The organism is Shewanella nanhaiensis, assembly GCF_019457885.1.
GTDB lineage: Bacteria > Pseudomonadota > Gammaproteobacteria > Enterobacterales > Shewanellaceae > Shewanella > Shewanella nanhaiensis.
Genome location: NZ_JAHZST010000002.1, coordinates 133,077 through 149,519, shown reverse-complemented (window position 1 = coordinate 149,519; position 16,443 = coordinate 133,077). Strand labels below are relative to the sequence as shown.

The 16,443-nt window shown below is 43.2% G+C and carries 11 protein-coding genes and 1 tRNA gene; 4 read left to right on the top strand and 8 right to left on the bottom strand.

The window, feature by feature from the left end:
- Positions 1-313: 313 nt before the first annotated feature.
- Positions 314-1,360 carry a porin gene (locus tag K0625_RS02890; RefSeq protein ID WP_220108293.1) on the bottom strand — a complete coding sequence of 349 codons (1,047 nt, stop codon included), beginning with the start codon at positions 1,358-1,360 and terminating at the stop codon, positions 314-316.
- A 722-nt stretch (positions 1,361-2,082) separates the two neighbouring features.
- On the opposite strand from K0625_RS02890, the gene tcdA reads away from it, so the two are divergent.
- Complete coding sequence (gene tcdA / locus K0625_RS02885; protein WP_220108586.1) at positions 2,083-2,889, top strand: tRNA cyclic N6-threonylcarbamoyladenosine(37) synthase TcdA; 807 nt, start codon at positions 2,083-2,085, stop codon at positions 2,887-2,889.
- A gap of 197 nt (positions 2,890-3,086) precedes the next feature.
- Positions 3,087-4,319 carry a peptidase T gene (pepT, locus tag K0625_RS02880; RefSeq protein WP_220108292.1) on the top strand — a complete coding sequence of 411 codons (1,233 nt, stop codon included), beginning with the start codon at positions 3,087-3,089 and terminating at the stop codon, positions 4,317-4,319.
- A gap of 51 nt (positions 4,320-4,370) precedes the next feature.
- Here pepT and K0625_RS02875 read toward each other — a convergent pair whose 3' ends face one another.
- The gene (locus K0625_RS02875) at positions 4,371-6,011 is read right to left on the bottom strand and encodes a sensor histidine kinase (protein WP_220108291.1); all 1,641 of its coding nucleotides are present in this window, start codon (positions 6,009-6,011) and stop codon (positions 4,371-4,373) included.
- 235 nt (positions 6,012-6,246) lie between these two features.
- Here K0625_RS02875 and K0625_RS02870 point away from each other — a divergent pair, with 235 nt between their 5' ends.
- Positions 6,247-6,858, top strand: coding sequence for a superinfection exclusion B family protein (locus tag K0625_RS02870; RefSeq protein ID WP_220108290.1), 612 nt, complete (start codon positions 6,247-6,249; stop codon positions 6,856-6,858).
- A gap of 109 nt (positions 6,859-6,967) precedes the next feature.
- Here the strand turns inward: K0625_RS02870 and K0625_RS02865 are convergent, their stop codons facing one another.
- Positions 6,968-7,096 carry a DUF3149 domain-containing protein gene (locus tag K0625_RS02865; protein WP_012326731.1) on the bottom strand — a complete coding sequence of 43 codons (129 nt, stop codon included), beginning with the start codon at positions 7,094-7,096 and terminating at the stop codon, positions 6,968-6,970.
- A gap of 355 nt (positions 7,097-7,451) precedes the next feature.
- Here K0625_RS02865 and K0625_RS02860 point away from each other — a divergent pair.
- Positions 7,452-7,536, top strand: a tRNA-Leu gene (locus K0625_RS02860).
- Between the two features lie 214 nt (positions 7,537-7,750).
- On the opposite strand, the gene K0625_RS02855 is transcribed toward K0625_RS02860, so the two are convergent.
- The 5 genes from K0625_RS02855 to K0625_RS02835 all read right to left on the bottom strand — a co-directional run bounded on the left by K0625_RS02855 (position 7,751) and on the right by K0625_RS02835 (position 16,236).
- Positions 7,751-10,816: an efflux RND transporter permease subunit gene (locus K0625_RS02855; protein WP_220108289.1), complete on the bottom strand. Its 3,066-nt coding sequence runs from the start codon at positions 10,814-10,816 to the stop codon at positions 7,751-7,753.
- Positions 10,816-11,910, bottom strand: coding sequence for an efflux RND transporter periplasmic adaptor subunit (locus K0625_RS02850; protein WP_220108288.1), 1,095 nt, complete (start codon positions 11,908-11,910; stop codon positions 10,816-10,818). The genes K0625_RS02855 and K0625_RS02850 overlap by 1 nt, the downstream gene beginning before the upstream one ends.
- Positions 11,907-12,938, bottom strand: coding sequence for an efflux RND transporter periplasmic adaptor subunit (locus K0625_RS02845; RefSeq protein WP_220108287.1), 1,032 nt, complete (start codon positions 12,936-12,938; stop codon positions 11,907-11,909). The genes K0625_RS02850 and K0625_RS02845 overlap by 4 nt, the downstream gene beginning before the upstream one ends.
- A 381-nt stretch (positions 12,939-13,319) precedes the next feature.
- Positions 13,320-14,462, bottom strand: a complete 1,143-nt coding sequence (locus K0625_RS02840; protein WP_220108286.1) for a site-2 protease family protein — start codon at positions 14,460-14,462, stop codon at positions 13,320-13,322.
- 103 nt (positions 14,463-14,565) lie between these two features.
- Positions 14,566-16,236, bottom strand: a complete 1,671-nt coding sequence (locus tag K0625_RS02835; RefSeq protein ID WP_220108285.1) for a flagellar assembly protein A — start codon at positions 16,234-16,236, stop codon at positions 14,566-14,568.
- Positions 16,237-16,443 lie beyond the last annotated feature (207 nt).

Genomic DNA, 16,443 nt, shown 5'->3' with positions numbered 1-16,443 from the left:
GAGTATTTACGCTTTATATTGATGCTATATGGAATAACCTGCATGGAGCATGAGTGATAAAGGCAAATAATAGGCCAAGGTATTGTCTTTTAGTTAAAGTATTGCTTATTAAAGAGATACTTTAATTTAAGAAAGAGGTAAGAATTTATATGAGTGAGATTTGACTCAAGACAGTGAAGAGGATGTGTGGTTATTCACCCATTTATATTGGGACTCTTTAAGCGTTGAGTAGAAAATAGAAAGGCGACCAAAGGCCGCCTTTAAATCTTATATCAGAAAACCTAGCTATAGACAGGCTCTTCTGAAATAAAGATTAGAAGTTGTAACGTACACCAACAGTGAATACGTTGTCATCTTCTAGGTTAACTTTACCAGCTGCGGTTTTGTGGTCGCCTTCATACATAGCGTAGTGACCGTAAACCATAGTTGATTTAGATACCTTGTAGTCAGCACCGACAGTGATTGACTGAACGTTTACGTCAGTACCTTCTACATCAGTGATGTTTTTGTAGTACTTACCGAAACCAGCTTCATCTTTACCGTATTCAGCTTTTAGGTTAACGCCGTTTAGGTTGTATGCCACGTTTACGAAGTAAGAGTTACCTTCTTGAGTTGAGTCAGTTTGGCTTTCAGTATTCTGGAATAGACCACCGATTTTGAAATCACCAAGTTTGACTTGAGCAACACCACGGTAAGCATCAATACCGCCTACAGTGTTGTATGCTGCAGCTACATAGTAGTTTTGTGCTTTAAGCTTCTTGTCACCGATAGTTGCACTTAGTGCATATTGGTTTTCGTCGATTCGGTTGCCCGCTTTATCTGTCTGGTTATCTTCCATCAGGTAAGTTGCGTTTAACGTGACTAGATCGGCGATCTTTGGTGAGTAGTACCAGATACCGTCTGAAGAACGTGTTTGACCACCAACTAGACGATCGATATCGGCGTTAGTGTTACCGAAAATATCTACGCCACCTTCTGCTTGCTTAAATACTGTATCGTTACGACCAACAAGTACGGTACCAGCTGAAGATTTAAGACCTAGGAAAGTGTTACGAGCCTTAAATACGTCACCAGAGCCAGAAGTGTTCTCTACTTGGAACTCCATCTGGTAGATCACATCGATGTTGCTAGTTAGGCTTTCGCTGCCCTTAACACCCACGTGTGAGAAGTTGTTTTCTAGGTATGTACCGCTTTCGCCATTTTCTGCACCGTTAGTACCACTTTGAAGTGTGCTGCTCTTATCAGAGTTAGTCACAGAAAGATCTAGACGACCATAGAAGTTAGGACCATCGGCTAGCGCGCCGAATGAAGCCAGTGTAAGTACAGATGCTACTGATGCAGAGATTAGTGTTTTTTTCATGTTTTACGTGCTCCCAAGAACCTAAGTTCTTCTCCATTTTTTAATGGTTATTTATGGTTTAGACTTGTTGCAAGCATCCAACCTTGTAACAAACATGAGGCCGAAGTTTACAGATTTATGTCAATAAGATTGTGGACTAGATCAAACTTTTACCTTCTGTGGCCGCTTAGCTCCTGTTTTTGTGACAGATTCACATTCAGCGTTTAAAAACCGGGTATGCTGGTTTGTGTCATTTTTATTACATAAGCAATTGCTAAAATTGTAGCAGTGATGCGACAACTTTGCGTATCAGCTGGATAGAATCATGATTGAGATGTTTAGCTATATATCTGAATAAACAGATTGTTATTGGTATAAATTGTTGTGACTAAGACAGCATCTATCAATTTATTGAGCTGGATTCTGGCATAAGTGAGGAACTTTATTTTGTGACTAGAGTCACGAAATGATGATTGTACGTGATCTTTATTACCTTGTTTTACAAGGGGTTTACCTTCTTGTTTCAAAGGTGGGTAAAAGAAATTACATTCGTTGTGATTGTTTGCTTTTTGCGAGCGGGCTTAACAGGTGTGTAATTTGGCGCCAGCAAAACAAGTTTTAGTTATTAAGATTGAAATAAGATAAAATTGCTCAACTTTTATGTTTGCTGACTTTCACCGCGCTATAAAGTGGGGCGGGATTAGGCCGTTAGAATATTGTTTTTGGAGTTTGTGTTGGAAGAGATGGTGCTTTCTGAAGCCTATATTAATCGTTTTGCTGGTATTGGTCGTTTATATGGTCAAAAGGCTCTGAAGCGGTTTTCTCAATCTCATGTTGCTGTTGTTGGCATAGGTGGTGTGGGAACTTGGGTTGCTGAGTCTCTAGCCAGAAGTGGAATTGGTGAGGTCACCTTGATTGATCTCGATGATATCTGTGTGACAAATACTAACCGTCAAATCCATGCCCTAAAAGAGACAATAGGCGAGTCTAAAGTTGAGGTGATGGCTGAGCGTATTTTACAGATCAACCCAGATTGTAAGGTTAATCAGGTTGAAGACTTCATTACGCCAGAAAACCTAGGTGACTACTTCATGGGTAGAAAACGGGAAGGGAATTTAGATTTTGTGATCGATTGTATCGATGCAGTCAAACCTAAAGCGGCTTTGATCGCTTGGTGCAAGCGACAGAAGCTGCCTATTGTTACCGTTGGTGGTGCTGGTGGACAGGTTGATCCAACCCAAGTTCAGGTTACCGACCTTGCTAAAACTTACCAAGATCCTCTGTTGGCAAAAGTACGTAATATATTGAGGCGTGAGTATAATTTTTCTAAAAATCTACAGCGACGTTTTAGCATTGAAGCGGTTTTTTCAACTGAGCAACTGGTCTACCCTCAGGCCGATGGCAGTGTATGTAATACTAAAGCCGACGCCGAAGGAAGTATGCGAATGGACTGTGCTTCTGGTTTCGGTGCTGTAACCGTTGTTACTGGTACTTTCGGTTTTATTGCCGCCAGTAGAGTGTTGATTAAGTTAGCTAAAAAGGCTGATTGATAATTAACACCAATCAAAATAATAGCGTAATTTGTTGTTTAGGTTACGCTTGGTTATTTGCTCCTCTATTTAAGATATTCCCTTAGTCCTTTTTATCCTGATCACACTTCAAATCCTGTAAACTTTGATTTAGGTCTAATGATTGTAATGACTGCCTTGTTAGAATCTGGCCACTTTTTATTTTAGGTCACCCCGTTATGAGACAAGCATTATTAACGCGTTTTCTACGTTATATAAAGATTGATACTCAATCTAAGGCTAGTAATACTCGCTCTCCGAGCAGTGATTCGCAGCTTGAGTTTGCAGGTATTTTAAAGCAGGAGCTTGAGCAACTTGGGTTTGAACGCGTTGAATTAAGCGGTTTAGGTTATTTGACTGCGAGTGTTCCAAAAACAGTTGATGGCGTGCCCTGTATTGGTTTTATCGCTCATCTTGATACGGCTCCCGACTTCAGCGGGGCTAATATCACCCCTCAAATTATTGAAGACTACGATGGGGAAGATATTCTGCTAGGTGACAGTGATCTACTGAGTACTGAGCAGTTTCCAAGTCTGCTTAATTATGTTGGTCAAACCCTTATCACTACAGATGGAACCACTTTGTTAGGTGGGGATGATAAGGCTGGGATCGCCGAAATTATTACAGCCTTAGCTCATCTTATTGAGCATCCAGAGATCCCTCACGGAGAGATTCGACTCTGTTTTACACCAGATGAAGAGATAGGCAGAGGAGCCGATCACTTTGATGTCTCAGGTTTTGGTGCACAGTGGGCATATACCATAGATGGTGGGGAGTTAGGGGAGCTTGAGTACGAGAACTTTAATGCGGCAACGGCAGTTATCCGAGCTAAAGGGAATAACTGTCACCCTGGGACAGCCTATGGTGTGATGGTGAATGCGCAGACCATGGCGGCGCGTTTTCACGCTAAAATGCCTCTGCAAGATACACCGGAAGGCAGTAAAGATTATGATGGTTTCTTTCATCTTGTGAATATGCAAGGACAAACAGAGGAAGCTGAATTAACTTACCTTATTCGGGATTTCGATATCGATATTTTCGAACAAAGAAAGCGCTGGCTAACAGAGCGGGTAAATAGTTATAACGCCGATCTGGTGGTGGGCAGCTTAGAGATTGAGATAACAGACAGTTATTTTAATATGAAGGAGCAGATTATCCCTCACCCGCATGTTGTCGATATTGCTAAAGAGGCGATAACGTCTCAAGGGATCACGCCGCTAGTTAAACCAATCAGAGGCGGTACCGATGGGGCTAGGCTCTCCTATATGGATCTACCTTGTCCGAACATCTTTACCGGTGGGCATAACTTTCATGGGAAGCATGAATATATCTGTGTCGAATCCATGGAGAAGGCGGTTGGGGTTATCTTAGCTATCTGCACATTAACGTGTGAAAAGTATTTGAATCGTTAGTCATCTTGTTTAGCCCTACTTCATACAGATAAGTAGGGCTTGTGTTAGGTATTAATCTAAGTTTTCGAAAAAGATATCTGAGTCAACTTGCTCCTCCTCTCCCGCATCGACGGGGAAGTCGATATGAAAGCAGGCTCCGCCTAATTCCGAGTTCTTAACCAATTTAATGCCGCCTTTGAGCAGAGTGGTCGCATTAAAGGCTGCGGACAGGCCTAAGCCAGTTCCCCCCTTATGTCGTGATGTGGTAAAGAAAGGCTCAAAAATACGAGTGGCGTCCTCTTCATTGATACCAGAACCATTGTCCTGAATAAAGATATTAAGCTGCTGTTCATCGAGTTGAGCCTTAATATTAATCACAGGAGTATCAACATGCTTAAAGGCGTGTGAGTAAGCATTAGAAAGCACATTGGTGATGATCTGCTTCAGCAGATTATGGTTTGTTTTAATACAGAGAGCCGGGTTTAGATCCAGTTGGAGTTCTACCTTAATTTCAGGGAACAGCACCTTGACTGATTCATGACTATCTACCAGCTCTTGTTGGAGGTTAAAGCTGCGTTTCTCCTCTTGGCTCTGTTGAGCCGCCACTGTTTTGAATTTTTGAATGAGGCTGCTAGCACGGGTAATGTTGTTGACAATGAGCTCACAACTTACCTGATGCTCCTCTAGAATAGAGTTTAGCTCCTCTAAGGTGGCATGTTCGCTGTGAATGACCTTTATCAGTTCATCGATATGGTTTAGTTGCGAGCTGGCCGCCGTTAAACATATCCCTATGGGAGTGTTTATCTCATGGGCAACTCCTGAGACTAAGCCGCCGAGCGCCGCCATCTTCTCCTGCTCAACTAACACCTCTTGTGCGCGTTTTAAAACTAAAACCGATTGCTCAAGTTCCTGAGTTTTTTCTTTAACTTGACTGGAAAGCTCCTCTTTATAGCTGGTTTCTAGTGCTAATAACCTTTCTCTATCTGTGAGAGCATCTTGCAGCTCCTGTTTAGAGCGCTTGATATCGGAGAAGGAGGCCCTTAACTGTTGCTGCATGGTGTTAATAGCGAGGGAAACTTGACGAAACTCATCATTTTTATTTTCGTTTTGCTCGAAACTTAACGGCTGGAAAGGGGAGTCAAGGTCGATATTTTGACAGTACTGGCTTAAACGGTGCAGATGACGAGTAACCATATACCAGATGAGGAAGAGTATAAATCCAGCGACAATAGAGGTTTTTATTGCGTTCGTTAGTAAGATAATAATGGCGCGATCTAACAGCTTGTCATACACAGCTTTGAGATCTGCTTGGATAAGAAGAGTGCCTACGGGGATCTGTTCGTTTCCAGATTGGTATGAGAGCTCAAAAACTCTCTCTATGGTATTTTCTAGTGATGGCTCTCCTTCAATCCATTCTTGACCGCTATCATCATTGATTGAGATATAGGTGATATCGGGGAGCTGAATAAGGCCATGAAGTTGAGTGTTGATAAGACGCTCATCTATCACCCAGATGCTAGCCGCTAACACATCTAGGTTTACTTTCTCTATGTTATCAAATTGTCGGCCGATCCTATCGACATCGCTTTTATAGTCACTTACGAGTTGAAAGCCAGTTGTTAATATGGTGATTAACGAGCTAAAAATTATAATTGATAGCGTTAGCTTAAAACCCATAGGGCTATGAATCAGCTGGCTAGTGAATGTCTGCATTAATCCTTTTCTTGCGCTTTGAAAGAGATCTCTTAGCTCAATATTTCACAACTGCTTAGAATGTGCGAATTTTTATTGTTATAAGCATAGACGGATAATTAGCTTAACGTTGCTTTCAATCCGTTATAAACAAATAAAAAAGTAGAAATATTGCCAATCTTATATCAGTTGATTTTTATGGCACTAATATTGCTTGGATTTAGGCCTGTTCAGTTTATTGACACTAGGTCTGTATATGCAGGTACTTAAATCTAAAAATGTTAAGCAATTAAGCTCTAAACAGTTGAGCTTTAATCTAATGTTATGGTTGGCGATAGTGAGTGGTGCGCTTCTTTTTATGCCAGAATCTCTATTGCAGATGTTAAATCTCGATACTGCTGTGACGGCTAATGCACACTTTATTGGTTTAGGGCTCATTATCGGTGTTGCATACCTGCTAACTCAGGTATTGAACTACTTTCTTGATGAAGCAATTACATACCTTAAAGGTAAACGTATCATTGAAGTGATTGAAGAGAAAGTGAGATTATTAGATCCAGCAGAACGTGCGCTATTAAGGGAGTTTTTTCTTCAAGGCGAGACCATATTAACCTTACCTCAAGGTGAGCCTGCAGTTAAAAGCCTCTTGGCAGCGAATATCATTGAAAGTTTAGGTAATCAGAAGCATTACGCCATCCAAGGTCCTACTGCAGACTATAAGATCTCTATGCGGGCTAGAACCTACCTGAATCGCCAGGTATTAAGACTGCCAGTGGGCGAGCCTAGTCAGGAGGAGATGCAAAACTTGATAAAGGCCAGACCTACTTTTGCAAATAATATGGTTAGCCCGCGTAAGCATGCAGCTTAATATTGATTAAGTTCTGAAATAAAACAGGCATAAAAATAGGGGCTCTTGTTAATTGCAGAGCCCCTTTGCATTAGAAAAAGCGAATTGGCTACGCTTTTTCACCGAAAACTTATTCAGGCTTGGACTTTTGAATAAACATCCACATCAAATATGACATTATCCCTATAGTGCAGAAGATAACTATCATAGATAGAAGCCCTATCGGATTACCAAACATTAGATCTAGCCAGAAAGCCATGGTGAAGTCCTCTTTCAAAATATTCGCTTTTCTCTAAATTAGCTTTGTTTAAGCCTGTGTAAGCTGATCTCGATCAATAAAATCGGTGGGATCGTTAATGGCTTGGGTGGTTATTGCTAAAAGTTTGAACTTGATCGTGTTTGAGTTGTTACAGATAGCTGATGTTAGCGTTTTGCTTTTTAGGTATGCCAAATAAGCATTGAGCTTATGTTATAAGCAAACGGCAAGTGATAAGAGTGAAAAGTACTCAGTTAGTATATTTATGGCTTTTAAAGGCTTGCCATTATCGGCGGCAAAGGTATAATCGCCATCACTTACTGAGCTCCTCAGGATATTAGTAAGTCTATTTAATGATGCCGGTGTGGTGGAATTGGTAGACACGACGGATTCAAAATCCGTTGCTTTCGAGCGTGACGGTTCAAGTCCGTCCTCCGGTACCAATTAAAATAGAAAAACCTGCCCTCGAGCAGGTTTTTTTATGTCTGAATGATGGTCAATTTTTTCTATTTCTCCTCTCCCTCGTATTGGGTTTTCCCTGTCTTATCGAAATGTTGTTCGAATGTCCGTGATTGGTGTCATCTTTGTTTTAAAAGTCAGACACAAACATTCGGGAAGCGAGATGTTTGTGTCTACCTAGGACAAAGCTTGTTGTTATCAGTTGGTTGGGAGTTTCACTCTGTAAACTAAGCGATAAAACACGGGGACAGCGATCAATGTAAGAACAGTAGCGAAGCCGAGACCGAACATGATGGTGACCGCCATGGGACGGAAAAATACATCAGGGAGCAGTGGTAGCAAACCCAGTATGGTGGTGATGGCTGCCATACACACAGGTCTAACACGGCTCACCGCCGCATCGACAACAGCTTGATAGGCGTCTTTACCCTCTTTGAGCTCAATATTGATCTGATCGACTAAGACGATGCCGTTTTTAATCAACATACCTGTCAGGCTAAGGAATCCCAACAGTGCCATAAATCCAAACGGTGTATTGAGAGCCAGCAGCCCTGCTGTGCCACCGATAATCGCCAATGGGACTGTCATCCAGACAATTAATGAGTCTTTGACTGAATTAAACAGCAATATGGTGACTAAGAACATAAACAGATAGCCCATAGGCAGGGAGCTGAACAGAGATGCTTGGGCATCGCCTGAAGACTCATATTCACCTCCCCATTCCAGAGAGTATCCCTTTGGAAGCTCTATCTGCTCAATCAGAGGCTGGATCCTTGCTTGTAAGCTAGCAGCGGTCTCATCTCCAAGAGGATCGGGATCTGCTGCTACCGTTAACATACGCTTCCTGTTTTTACGCACTATGATGGGATCTTCCCAGGCCATGGTGTAGCCTAGTGTGACCTGTTGCAGAGGTACATACTGCTGCAGCGACGGGCTCCAGATCTTAATCCCCTCGATAGTATTCACATCGACTCTCTCCTCTTGAGGTAGCCTAGCAACGATGGGCATTAGCAAGGTACCATCCCGGTATAGTCCCACTGAGCGTCCGGAAAAGGTCATCTCTAGTAGGTTATCGACATCTTGCTTAGTTATACCGTAACGTCTGGCTTGGCTCTCGTTAAATTGAGGCTCAATTAACTTAGTACGCTCACGCCAGTCATGACGAATATTAACAGCTTGAGGGTCGGCTTTGATCACGGCGGTATATTGCGCCGCTATGGTGCGTAAAACTTGTGGATCTGAACCAATAATTCTCGCTTCAATTTTAGATCCCGCTGATGGACCTAACTCCACTCGTTTGAGCTTGTATTGAAGCTCAGGATGGTTCTTGTTCATTTCAGTTCGTATCTTTTCCATATTAGGTAAGACACTTTGATAACTGTCTGTGCGGATAATAAGCTCACCGTAGGCCGAGTAACTTTTTTCCGGCGTATAGGTCAGCATAAATCGCTGATTACCAGCCCCTGCGCTGGTGGTGACATACTCGATATCATCTTGCTGCAGCATCCAGTTTTCCAGCTCAGCCAGCTTCTCCGATGTCGCATGGATATCTGTGCCTTCCGGCATCCAGATATCGACAATAAACATTGGAGTGGTGGAGGAGGGGAAGAAGGCTTGCTTGATAAAACTAAAGCCATAGATTGAGCTGACTAATGCGATAACGAGCACTGCACAGGTGAGATAAGCCCGGCGAATGCAGAATTCTAAAAAGCGCTTATAGATGACAAATATGACACCTTGATAGGGATCGTATTCCTTATCATTATCGCTTGCTGGCTCCTCTTTGAAAAATAGGTTGGCGAAAAATGGCGTCAGAGTGATGGCGGTAAACCAGCTCATCATGAGTGAGATTAATAGCACGGAGAACAAGGTGCCACAGTACTCACCGGTGGCATCATCCGATAGACCAATAGGCGCAAAAGCTGTGACGGCTATTACGGTAGCGCCCAGAAGAGGCCAACGTGTTTGGGTAACAATATCTGAAGCGGCTTCTAAGCGTGTTCTGCCTTTTTTAAGCCCGACTAAGATACCTTCGACGACCACAATGGCGTTATCCACCAGCATTCCTAATGCGATCACTAGAGCCCCAAGGGAGATCCTCTGCAGGTCAATATTGAAATACCGCATAAAGATAAAGGTGGCCAATACGGTTAGAAGTAGAATCAAACCGATCAATAGGCCAGATCTTAAGCCCATAAATAGCAGAAGCACTAGGATAACGATCGCAACGGCTTCACCTAGACTGACGACAAAGCCTTGTACTGAGCCATCGACCTCAGTAGGTTGATTGTAAACTCGGCCAATATCGATACCTATGGGTTGAAACTCTCTTAGCTCATCTAGCCTTCGATCGACACTTTTTCCTATCTCAACAACGTTGACTCCATTTGCAAAGGAGATCCCTAGATTGAGTGCTAGTCTGTTGTTGTAGGTCACCAGATTAGAGGGAACCTCTTGATAATCTCTCTTAATATCAGCGACATCTCTTAAGTATATTAACCCCTCAGTACCTGAGTTGTTGATGATAAGGTTGCCAAGTTCCTGTACCGACTGGAACTCACCAGTGGTTTGGATATGGATATATTCGCTGCCAATGCGGACAGCGCCAGCATTGGTGACGGTATTTTGGGTTTCGAGTAACTGAAACAGCGTTTGGGGAGAGATCCCTAAGTTACTGAGCCGCTGCATTGAAATTTCGATAAAGACCTGTTCCTGTTGAACGCCTGAGACCTGTACTTTGCCCACTCCATCAACGAGCTCAAGCTCTCGTCTTAGGTAGTCAACATAATCTTTGAGTTCTGAGTAAGCGTAACCATCACCAGTAACGGCAAGTAGAACACCATAAACATCACCAAAATCATCTAAGACCTGAGGCGTATTGACCCCAGGTGGTAGAGTCTCTTTGATGTCATTGACTTTGCGTCGCATCTCATCTTTGATCTGAGGGAGATCGTCAGGGCCATAATTGTTTTTCATGCTGACGGTTATTTGTGACAGACCTCGGCTGGAGATCGATTGCACCTTGTCGACATAGACCAACTGCTGAACTGCTTTTTCTAGAGGATAACTCACCTCCTCTTCAACCTGTTGAGGTGTCGCCCCTGGGTAAGCGGTGACGATCATGACATCTTTAATGGTAAAAGCGGGGTCTTCCAGTCGCCCGAGTCCAAAGAAGGAGACTGTGCCACCGATAAGGAAAATCAGTGTCATCATCCAGCTTATTACGCTGTTTTTTATGAAGTATGTGGCGATATTCTGTTTCATTATCTATTTTCCTCGCCCTTGATGACAACCAGTTGTCCATCGACTAGTTTGTTGACTCCAGAGGTTACCAAGCGCTCGCCTTTAACGATCCCGTTGATGACCCTAATGCCTGTCGGTGTCAGCTTTTCTACCTCTATTTTCTGTTTATGGACTCTATTATCGTCATCCAAGATCCAGACATACTGCTCGTTGGCATCGAGGGGATCGCCATCGGCATTAAATACTGCCTCGATAGGGATCTCCATCGCTCCTGCGTTGTAGGCAAGTAAACCTTCCCCGCTAGCATTCACATCGACGCTCATGCCATCAAGAATGATCCTGTCTTTGGGCATTGGCATGGTTAAGGTCACCAAAAATGCACCTGATGTTGGATCTGGTTCTACGGTAAACTCCTTCATTTTCAAACGGTACTCTTTACCATCATCGAGTACGACACGGGGATCGACCTCTGCTAGTGTCTCTTCTGACTCTCTGTTACTGTGATTGACGTAAAGTATGTCTGCAGCCTGAATTTTGATATCTACATCGGAGACATTGTGAATATTCATGATGCTTTGGCCTACACCAACAACTTCGAAAGCCAAGGCTGGAACTCGAGATACAACACCGTCGAATGGAGCCAATAGTTTGGTATAGCTTAATTTGAGGGCGGCGAGGTCATGATCTGCTTTGGCGATATCTCGCTGAGCTTTAAGCTCATCATATTGTGACTGTGCCAATGATCCTGTTTTGACTAATTTAGCGGCGCGGCTGAATTGACTTTGAGCTAGTTTATAACGGGTTTTTGCATCATCGAGTGAGAGTTGGTAATCGGTTGTGTCTAAGGATGCCAGCACCTGATCTTTTTTAACCATATCACCAGGTTTGACGTTAATTTGGGTTATCTCCCCAGAGACTCTAAAGGCCAGTTCAGATCTATCTGCAGCAGCCGCAACGGCGGGGAATTGCATTCGTGGTGATGGGGCGACTTCGTTGATTGTCATCACTGTGACAACCGGGTCGGCAATTGTGTTGAGCTTCTGCTGATTGTTACAAGCGGAAAGTAGCAAGCTTGCAAAGAGCAGTTTGAGTGTAAGATATTGAGGATGTTTCATAGTCCACGCTCCTTAACCCAAGGGGTGACTTTATCGCCTTCATTTAGATATTCAACACCTGAAAGTACAATCACATCACCATCTTGTAATCCTCCCACCAAGCGATCGTCATTCAGAGTGATTAAAGATTCACTAATTCGCCCATCTTCACCTACTTGCCATACTTTATGCAGTTCAGGCTCGCTTTTGAGTAGGGCTGATTTAGGAATGAGGGAGCTAACTGCTGCCTTTATAGGCACGGTAACGGTTGTGGACATGCCTGGGAGGACATTGACGTTTTCAGGTCGCTTTAGTGTGAGTGTGACCTTATAACTACCGGTTTTTCGATCGGCTTCGGTATCTATCTGTTTGAGCATGGCGCTGAAGGTTTTATCTGGATAGGTATCAAAAACGATATCGGCAATGGCTGTTTGTTGCTTTCGATTGATCTGCCCGGCTAGTCGCTCTGGTAGTTGGAAAGAGACGTTGACTATGTCACTGGTTTGTATATTCATTACAGGCTCATTGGCTGCAACATACTCGTGGTTCTCTTTATGTCTTAATGAGATTGCACCGTCATAGGGAGCATGTAAGGTGGCGTAGCCAAGGTTGGCAAAGGCTTGCTCTCGGTTAGCGATCGCCTCATTGAGTTTAGATTCGGCTTGCTCATAATCTTGCTCAGAAACGACAAAATCTTTGCGTAAACCAGCAGTTCGTTCAAACTGAACCTTAGCCAGATCATAGCTGGCTTGAGCTTGGGCGAGTTGCAGTTTGAGTTCCTGTTGATCTAGTACCGCTAAGGTTTGGCCCGCTGTTACCTGCATACCGGCTTTTACCTGCATCTGTTTTAACTGCCCGGGAACTCTGAAGGTGAGCACGGCACTGTCGTCGGCGACGACCAAGGCGGGGAAGCTACGCTTTTCGGCTTCACCACTGACTGTTACCGTCATTAATTTTGCTGGTCGAGATTCTGGTGGGGGGATGTCGGGGGTTTTATCACCGCATGCTGCAATAATAACACTGCATCCGATTAAGATTGTATTTCGCATTATCATCTCTCCGGTAATGATTGGTTATATGTTTGTCAGGATAAAAGTACTTGGTGACCTTATGTTGGCCATTCCGGGGATATTAAGGGAGAGGTATCATAACGTCGCTGTGTTTGTGTGTTATTGTTTTGCCCTTTCCCTGACTTTTGGTTTTATATCCTGCTTGTTGCGATTTTTTTAACATAAATGATTTTTTTGGTTAAATCTATAGATGTTTCATTGGCATAAAACAATTTATCTATTGTGATTTTAATATTAGTAGGCTAGGAGGAGTTACTGGATAAATTTCATTAAGAGGGGATTTATGGGGAGCTGGCTTAGTGATTCTATTGCTCTATTAGCTAAATAAAACGCCCCGAAGGGCGTTACTATTATTTGGACTTAACTCTGTAATATCTGTAACGGTAAGCTCAGCATATCGTCACCGGTTCCAGCTAAGTACCAGATAATGCCAATCAAGGAGCCGACAGTTAGTAGGTACCAAATGGTAGAGAATATTTGGCCATATCTGTCTAGTGGAAGTAGGTGGCTCTGATGACGGGCCTTCCACTCAAAAACAATCTCTGCACTGCCGATTAATAGTAAGAAACCTAATAGGGCTAACCCTAAGGTGTAGCTGATGTAAACTCCAATAGCTGCGCCAGCAACACAGGCTGCTAACCCCATAATACTGTTCATGGAGAAACTTACGCTCTTTAATATATGGCCGCCATCTAATGGCAATATTGGGAGTAAGTTAAAGAGGTTGAGTAGGGCATTGAAGGCAGCTAAACCGGCAAAGAAGGGGTTATCTGTTATCCAGAAAGCCACTAAGGCTATCACTGACATTAAGAGGCCAAATGTGGGTCCCATGATGGATATCACTACATCTTGCCAACGGGTATTGATCTTTTCATCGCTGAGCGCCAGGCCTCCCATAAAGGGGATAAGGTAGATTCCTTTGGTTTTCATACCGAAATATTTCATGGCTCGAATATGGCCATATTCATGAAAAACCAGACAGGCGATAAGGGCTAGTGCAAATTGGAAAGAGAATAACCAAGAGTATGCTGCGACACTGGCTCCTGCCAGTACAACCTTAATAACTTTTGCACTTTTAAGCAGCTTAAAACCCAAGGAAGCTAGGCCTATAAGACTAAATTGACGCTTTACTTCAATGGGAGTCACAGGCGTTTGGCGCTCAATATCTTTACTGTTTCTTGTTCCTGTAGTGACAATGTTGTCGTCGACAATTAAACGATAATCGAGATTAAAAGGCTGCCATTGGAGATCGATTTCAAGATTAACAAAGATCGTTTTTACTTGCTCTGCTGATGCAATAGAGTCGGCAGATACTGCTTGAGTCGAGTCGACTTTCGCTGTTTGCGATCTGAGTTCAAATTGATGATTTTTCAGGCCTTCATTATCGACCGATGCTTGTTTAACAGATACTAGCTCACCACCCCAAAAGAGCTGCTGCCAGCCAGCCATCGAGCCCTCTAGCCTTAGCTCCTTTCCTAAACAATCGATTCTTAATAGTTCCACTATGTTCTCTTAGCATGATGTGAGTTGAGATATAGCAGGAGATTATGCATGGAATCTTAGGGGGATGCGAGCGGACACTTGTCACTGTCCGCTCTAAAAAAGGCTAATGTTTGGTTTCGTAATCAAATCTGACTTCTTTGCCTTGGTTGAAGACCATGCAAGTGCCGTGTTCACGTTGGGTACGGTTAAAGGCTTGCCCGATATGTAGTTCTACATTGGCAAAGATATGTTTATGGGCTTCAACATGGCATTCACGGTAGTAATTCTCTATTTCACCTTGAAGTTGTCCAAACTCTGCTTCTTCTCTCACGCGGCGGTTAGCAAGCTCCGCTTTTTCATCAAGCATCATCTGCACTTGTTCAACCATCATCTCATCGCCTTGCCATTCACTCTTTGGTGGAAGTTTGCGCATCCTTGCTTCGAGATCTAGGCTTGTTACGACCATAGCTTTGATGCTCTGATCTAACTCTTTTGACCTCTCCTTAAGCTCGTTTTGTCTCCTGGCACAGAATATCTCAGTTTTAGTTCCAGCTGTGGCGCCTATGGTCACGGCAATCACCGATTTATCAGCCTTAGCAATACCGCCAACCAGATCGCCTCGTCGACCATTTGGATCACTAACAATGAGTGTTTGTTTAGTCTTGGTATAGCTGTGGAGTAGCTGTTTGGTCACTAAGATCTCCCCCTCAGCCTCGAGATCTGAATATTGAATGAACTGCGCGCAGATCTGCCCCTTGGCTCTAATCTTGGTTGATAGCTCTTTCTCTTTGAGCTGCCTGCCTATAATCCCTTTACTGACAATGACGTCCCCATCAGCAATGAGTGTTGCTGAATCTGCGAAACCCATTACGGTAATATCACCAGTACTCTTTACTACCATACCTTCATGAACATCGCCTGTGACGAGAATACTGCCCTTAAAGTCGACATTTCCATAGCCGACATCAACATCCTTAATGTTCAGCACATCATCGACTTGCATACCAGTTTTTGTTTCAACAGGCTGGCCAGAAACGCTGGCGATAAGATGGTTGGGATTGCTGCTTGAAAGTTCAGTTCCATTGCCTGGGATAAGCTGGAGATCTTTACCGGGAACAGGCTCTAAAATCTCTCCATGGATATTGTAACCGCTGGTTCCCTCTGTCGCGGGGTGTTTAACTATTAGCAGATCTTGGGGATCGACCATGATGACAGAGCCTAAGTTGTGCATATCGACAGTGCCATCTTCTCTTTCTTGCGGTTGTAGTAACCTCTCTCTGGCAAGAGGGACCTTTCTCTCTATCGAAGCGTTGTCTCCATTGATGCTCTGTTTTCCTGTGGCAATAACGCATTCACAGGTTTCGCCTGCTTGCTTTCTTGATAGCTCTTTGAGTAGTGCTTGTATCTTTATTTTACTCAAGCCCATACAGACATTGCTGGCCTTTAGTGCTTGAAGAATCCCTTGAATAGTGACCTTCTCTCCACCCCAAGGTGCAGTTAGCTCCATTTTTGCCGACATCTTATCTTCGGCAATCTTGACATTTATCTGGCCATCAATACGTTCGGCTATCTTGAAAAACTGCTCGAATTGACCATCTTCCTGATCACATAGCTGATTAACCTGAGTGATCGCTTTTTCAATAATATTCTCTAATGGGTGTAGCTGATTGAATTCAGGTAGTGCCAGAAGAGCCATCACCGCGCTTTCAGAAATGGGGCCATGAGTATTGGGGATCACCTTAAATTCAACAAATTTATTATCAACACTTAATTCAATGAGTTCTGGAGCCAACATATATAATTCCGTTTGGGATGATCTGTTATTTTTATTATTTCTTTGGTTTTGAGTATAACAGTATAAAGTTTAGCCTTAGAAGGCTTAAGAAGCCGAAAAGTGATCCAATCTAACTTGTTTATTTTATAATAGAAGTGATTTTAGAAAAGAGGCAGAAAAGTCGGAGTGGTGCTGGATTTGGTCACCACTCGAAATTTTAGTTTGTTC

What these genes read in the sequence shown, in the direction of transcription:
- K0625_RS02890 (WP_220108293.1), bottom strand. Translation starts at nt 1,360, where the DNA reads ATGAAAAAAACACTAATCTCTGCATCAGTAGCATCTGTACTTACACTG.
- tcdA (WP_220108586.1), top strand. Translation starts at nt 2,083, where the DNA reads ATGGTGCTTTCTGAAGCCTATATTAATCGTTTTGCTGGTATTGGTCGT.
- pepT (WP_220108292.1), top strand. Translation starts at nt 3,087, where the DNA reads ATGAGACAAGCATTATTAACGCGTTTTCTACGTTATATAAAGATTGAT.
- K0625_RS02875 (WP_220108291.1), bottom strand. Translation starts at nt 6,011, where the DNA reads ATGCAGACATTCACTAGCCAGCTGATTCATAGCCCTATGGGTTTTAAG.
- K0625_RS02870 (WP_220108290.1), top strand. Translation starts at nt 6,247, where the DNA reads ATGCAGGTACTTAAATCTAAAAATGTTAAGCAATTAAGCTCTAAACAG.
- K0625_RS02865 (WP_012326731.1), bottom strand. Translation starts at nt 7,096, where the DNA reads ATGGCTTTCTGGCTAGATCTAATGTTTGGTAATCCGATAGGGCTTCTA.
- K0625_RS02855 (WP_220108289.1), bottom strand. Translation starts at nt 10,816, where the DNA reads ATGAAACAGAATATCGCCACATACTTCATAAAAAACAGCGTAATAAGC.
- K0625_RS02850 (WP_220108288.1), bottom strand. Translation starts at nt 11,910, where the DNA reads ATGAAACATCCTCAATATCTTACACTCAAACTGCTCTTTGCAAGCTTG.
- K0625_RS02845 (WP_220108287.1), bottom strand. Translation starts at nt 12,938, where the DNA reads ATGCGAAATACAATCTTAATCGGATGCAGTGTTATTATTGCAGCATGC.
- K0625_RS02835 (WP_220108285.1), bottom strand. Translation starts at nt 16,236, where the DNA reads ATGTTGGCTCCAGAACTCATTGAATTAAGTGTTGATAATAAATTTGTT.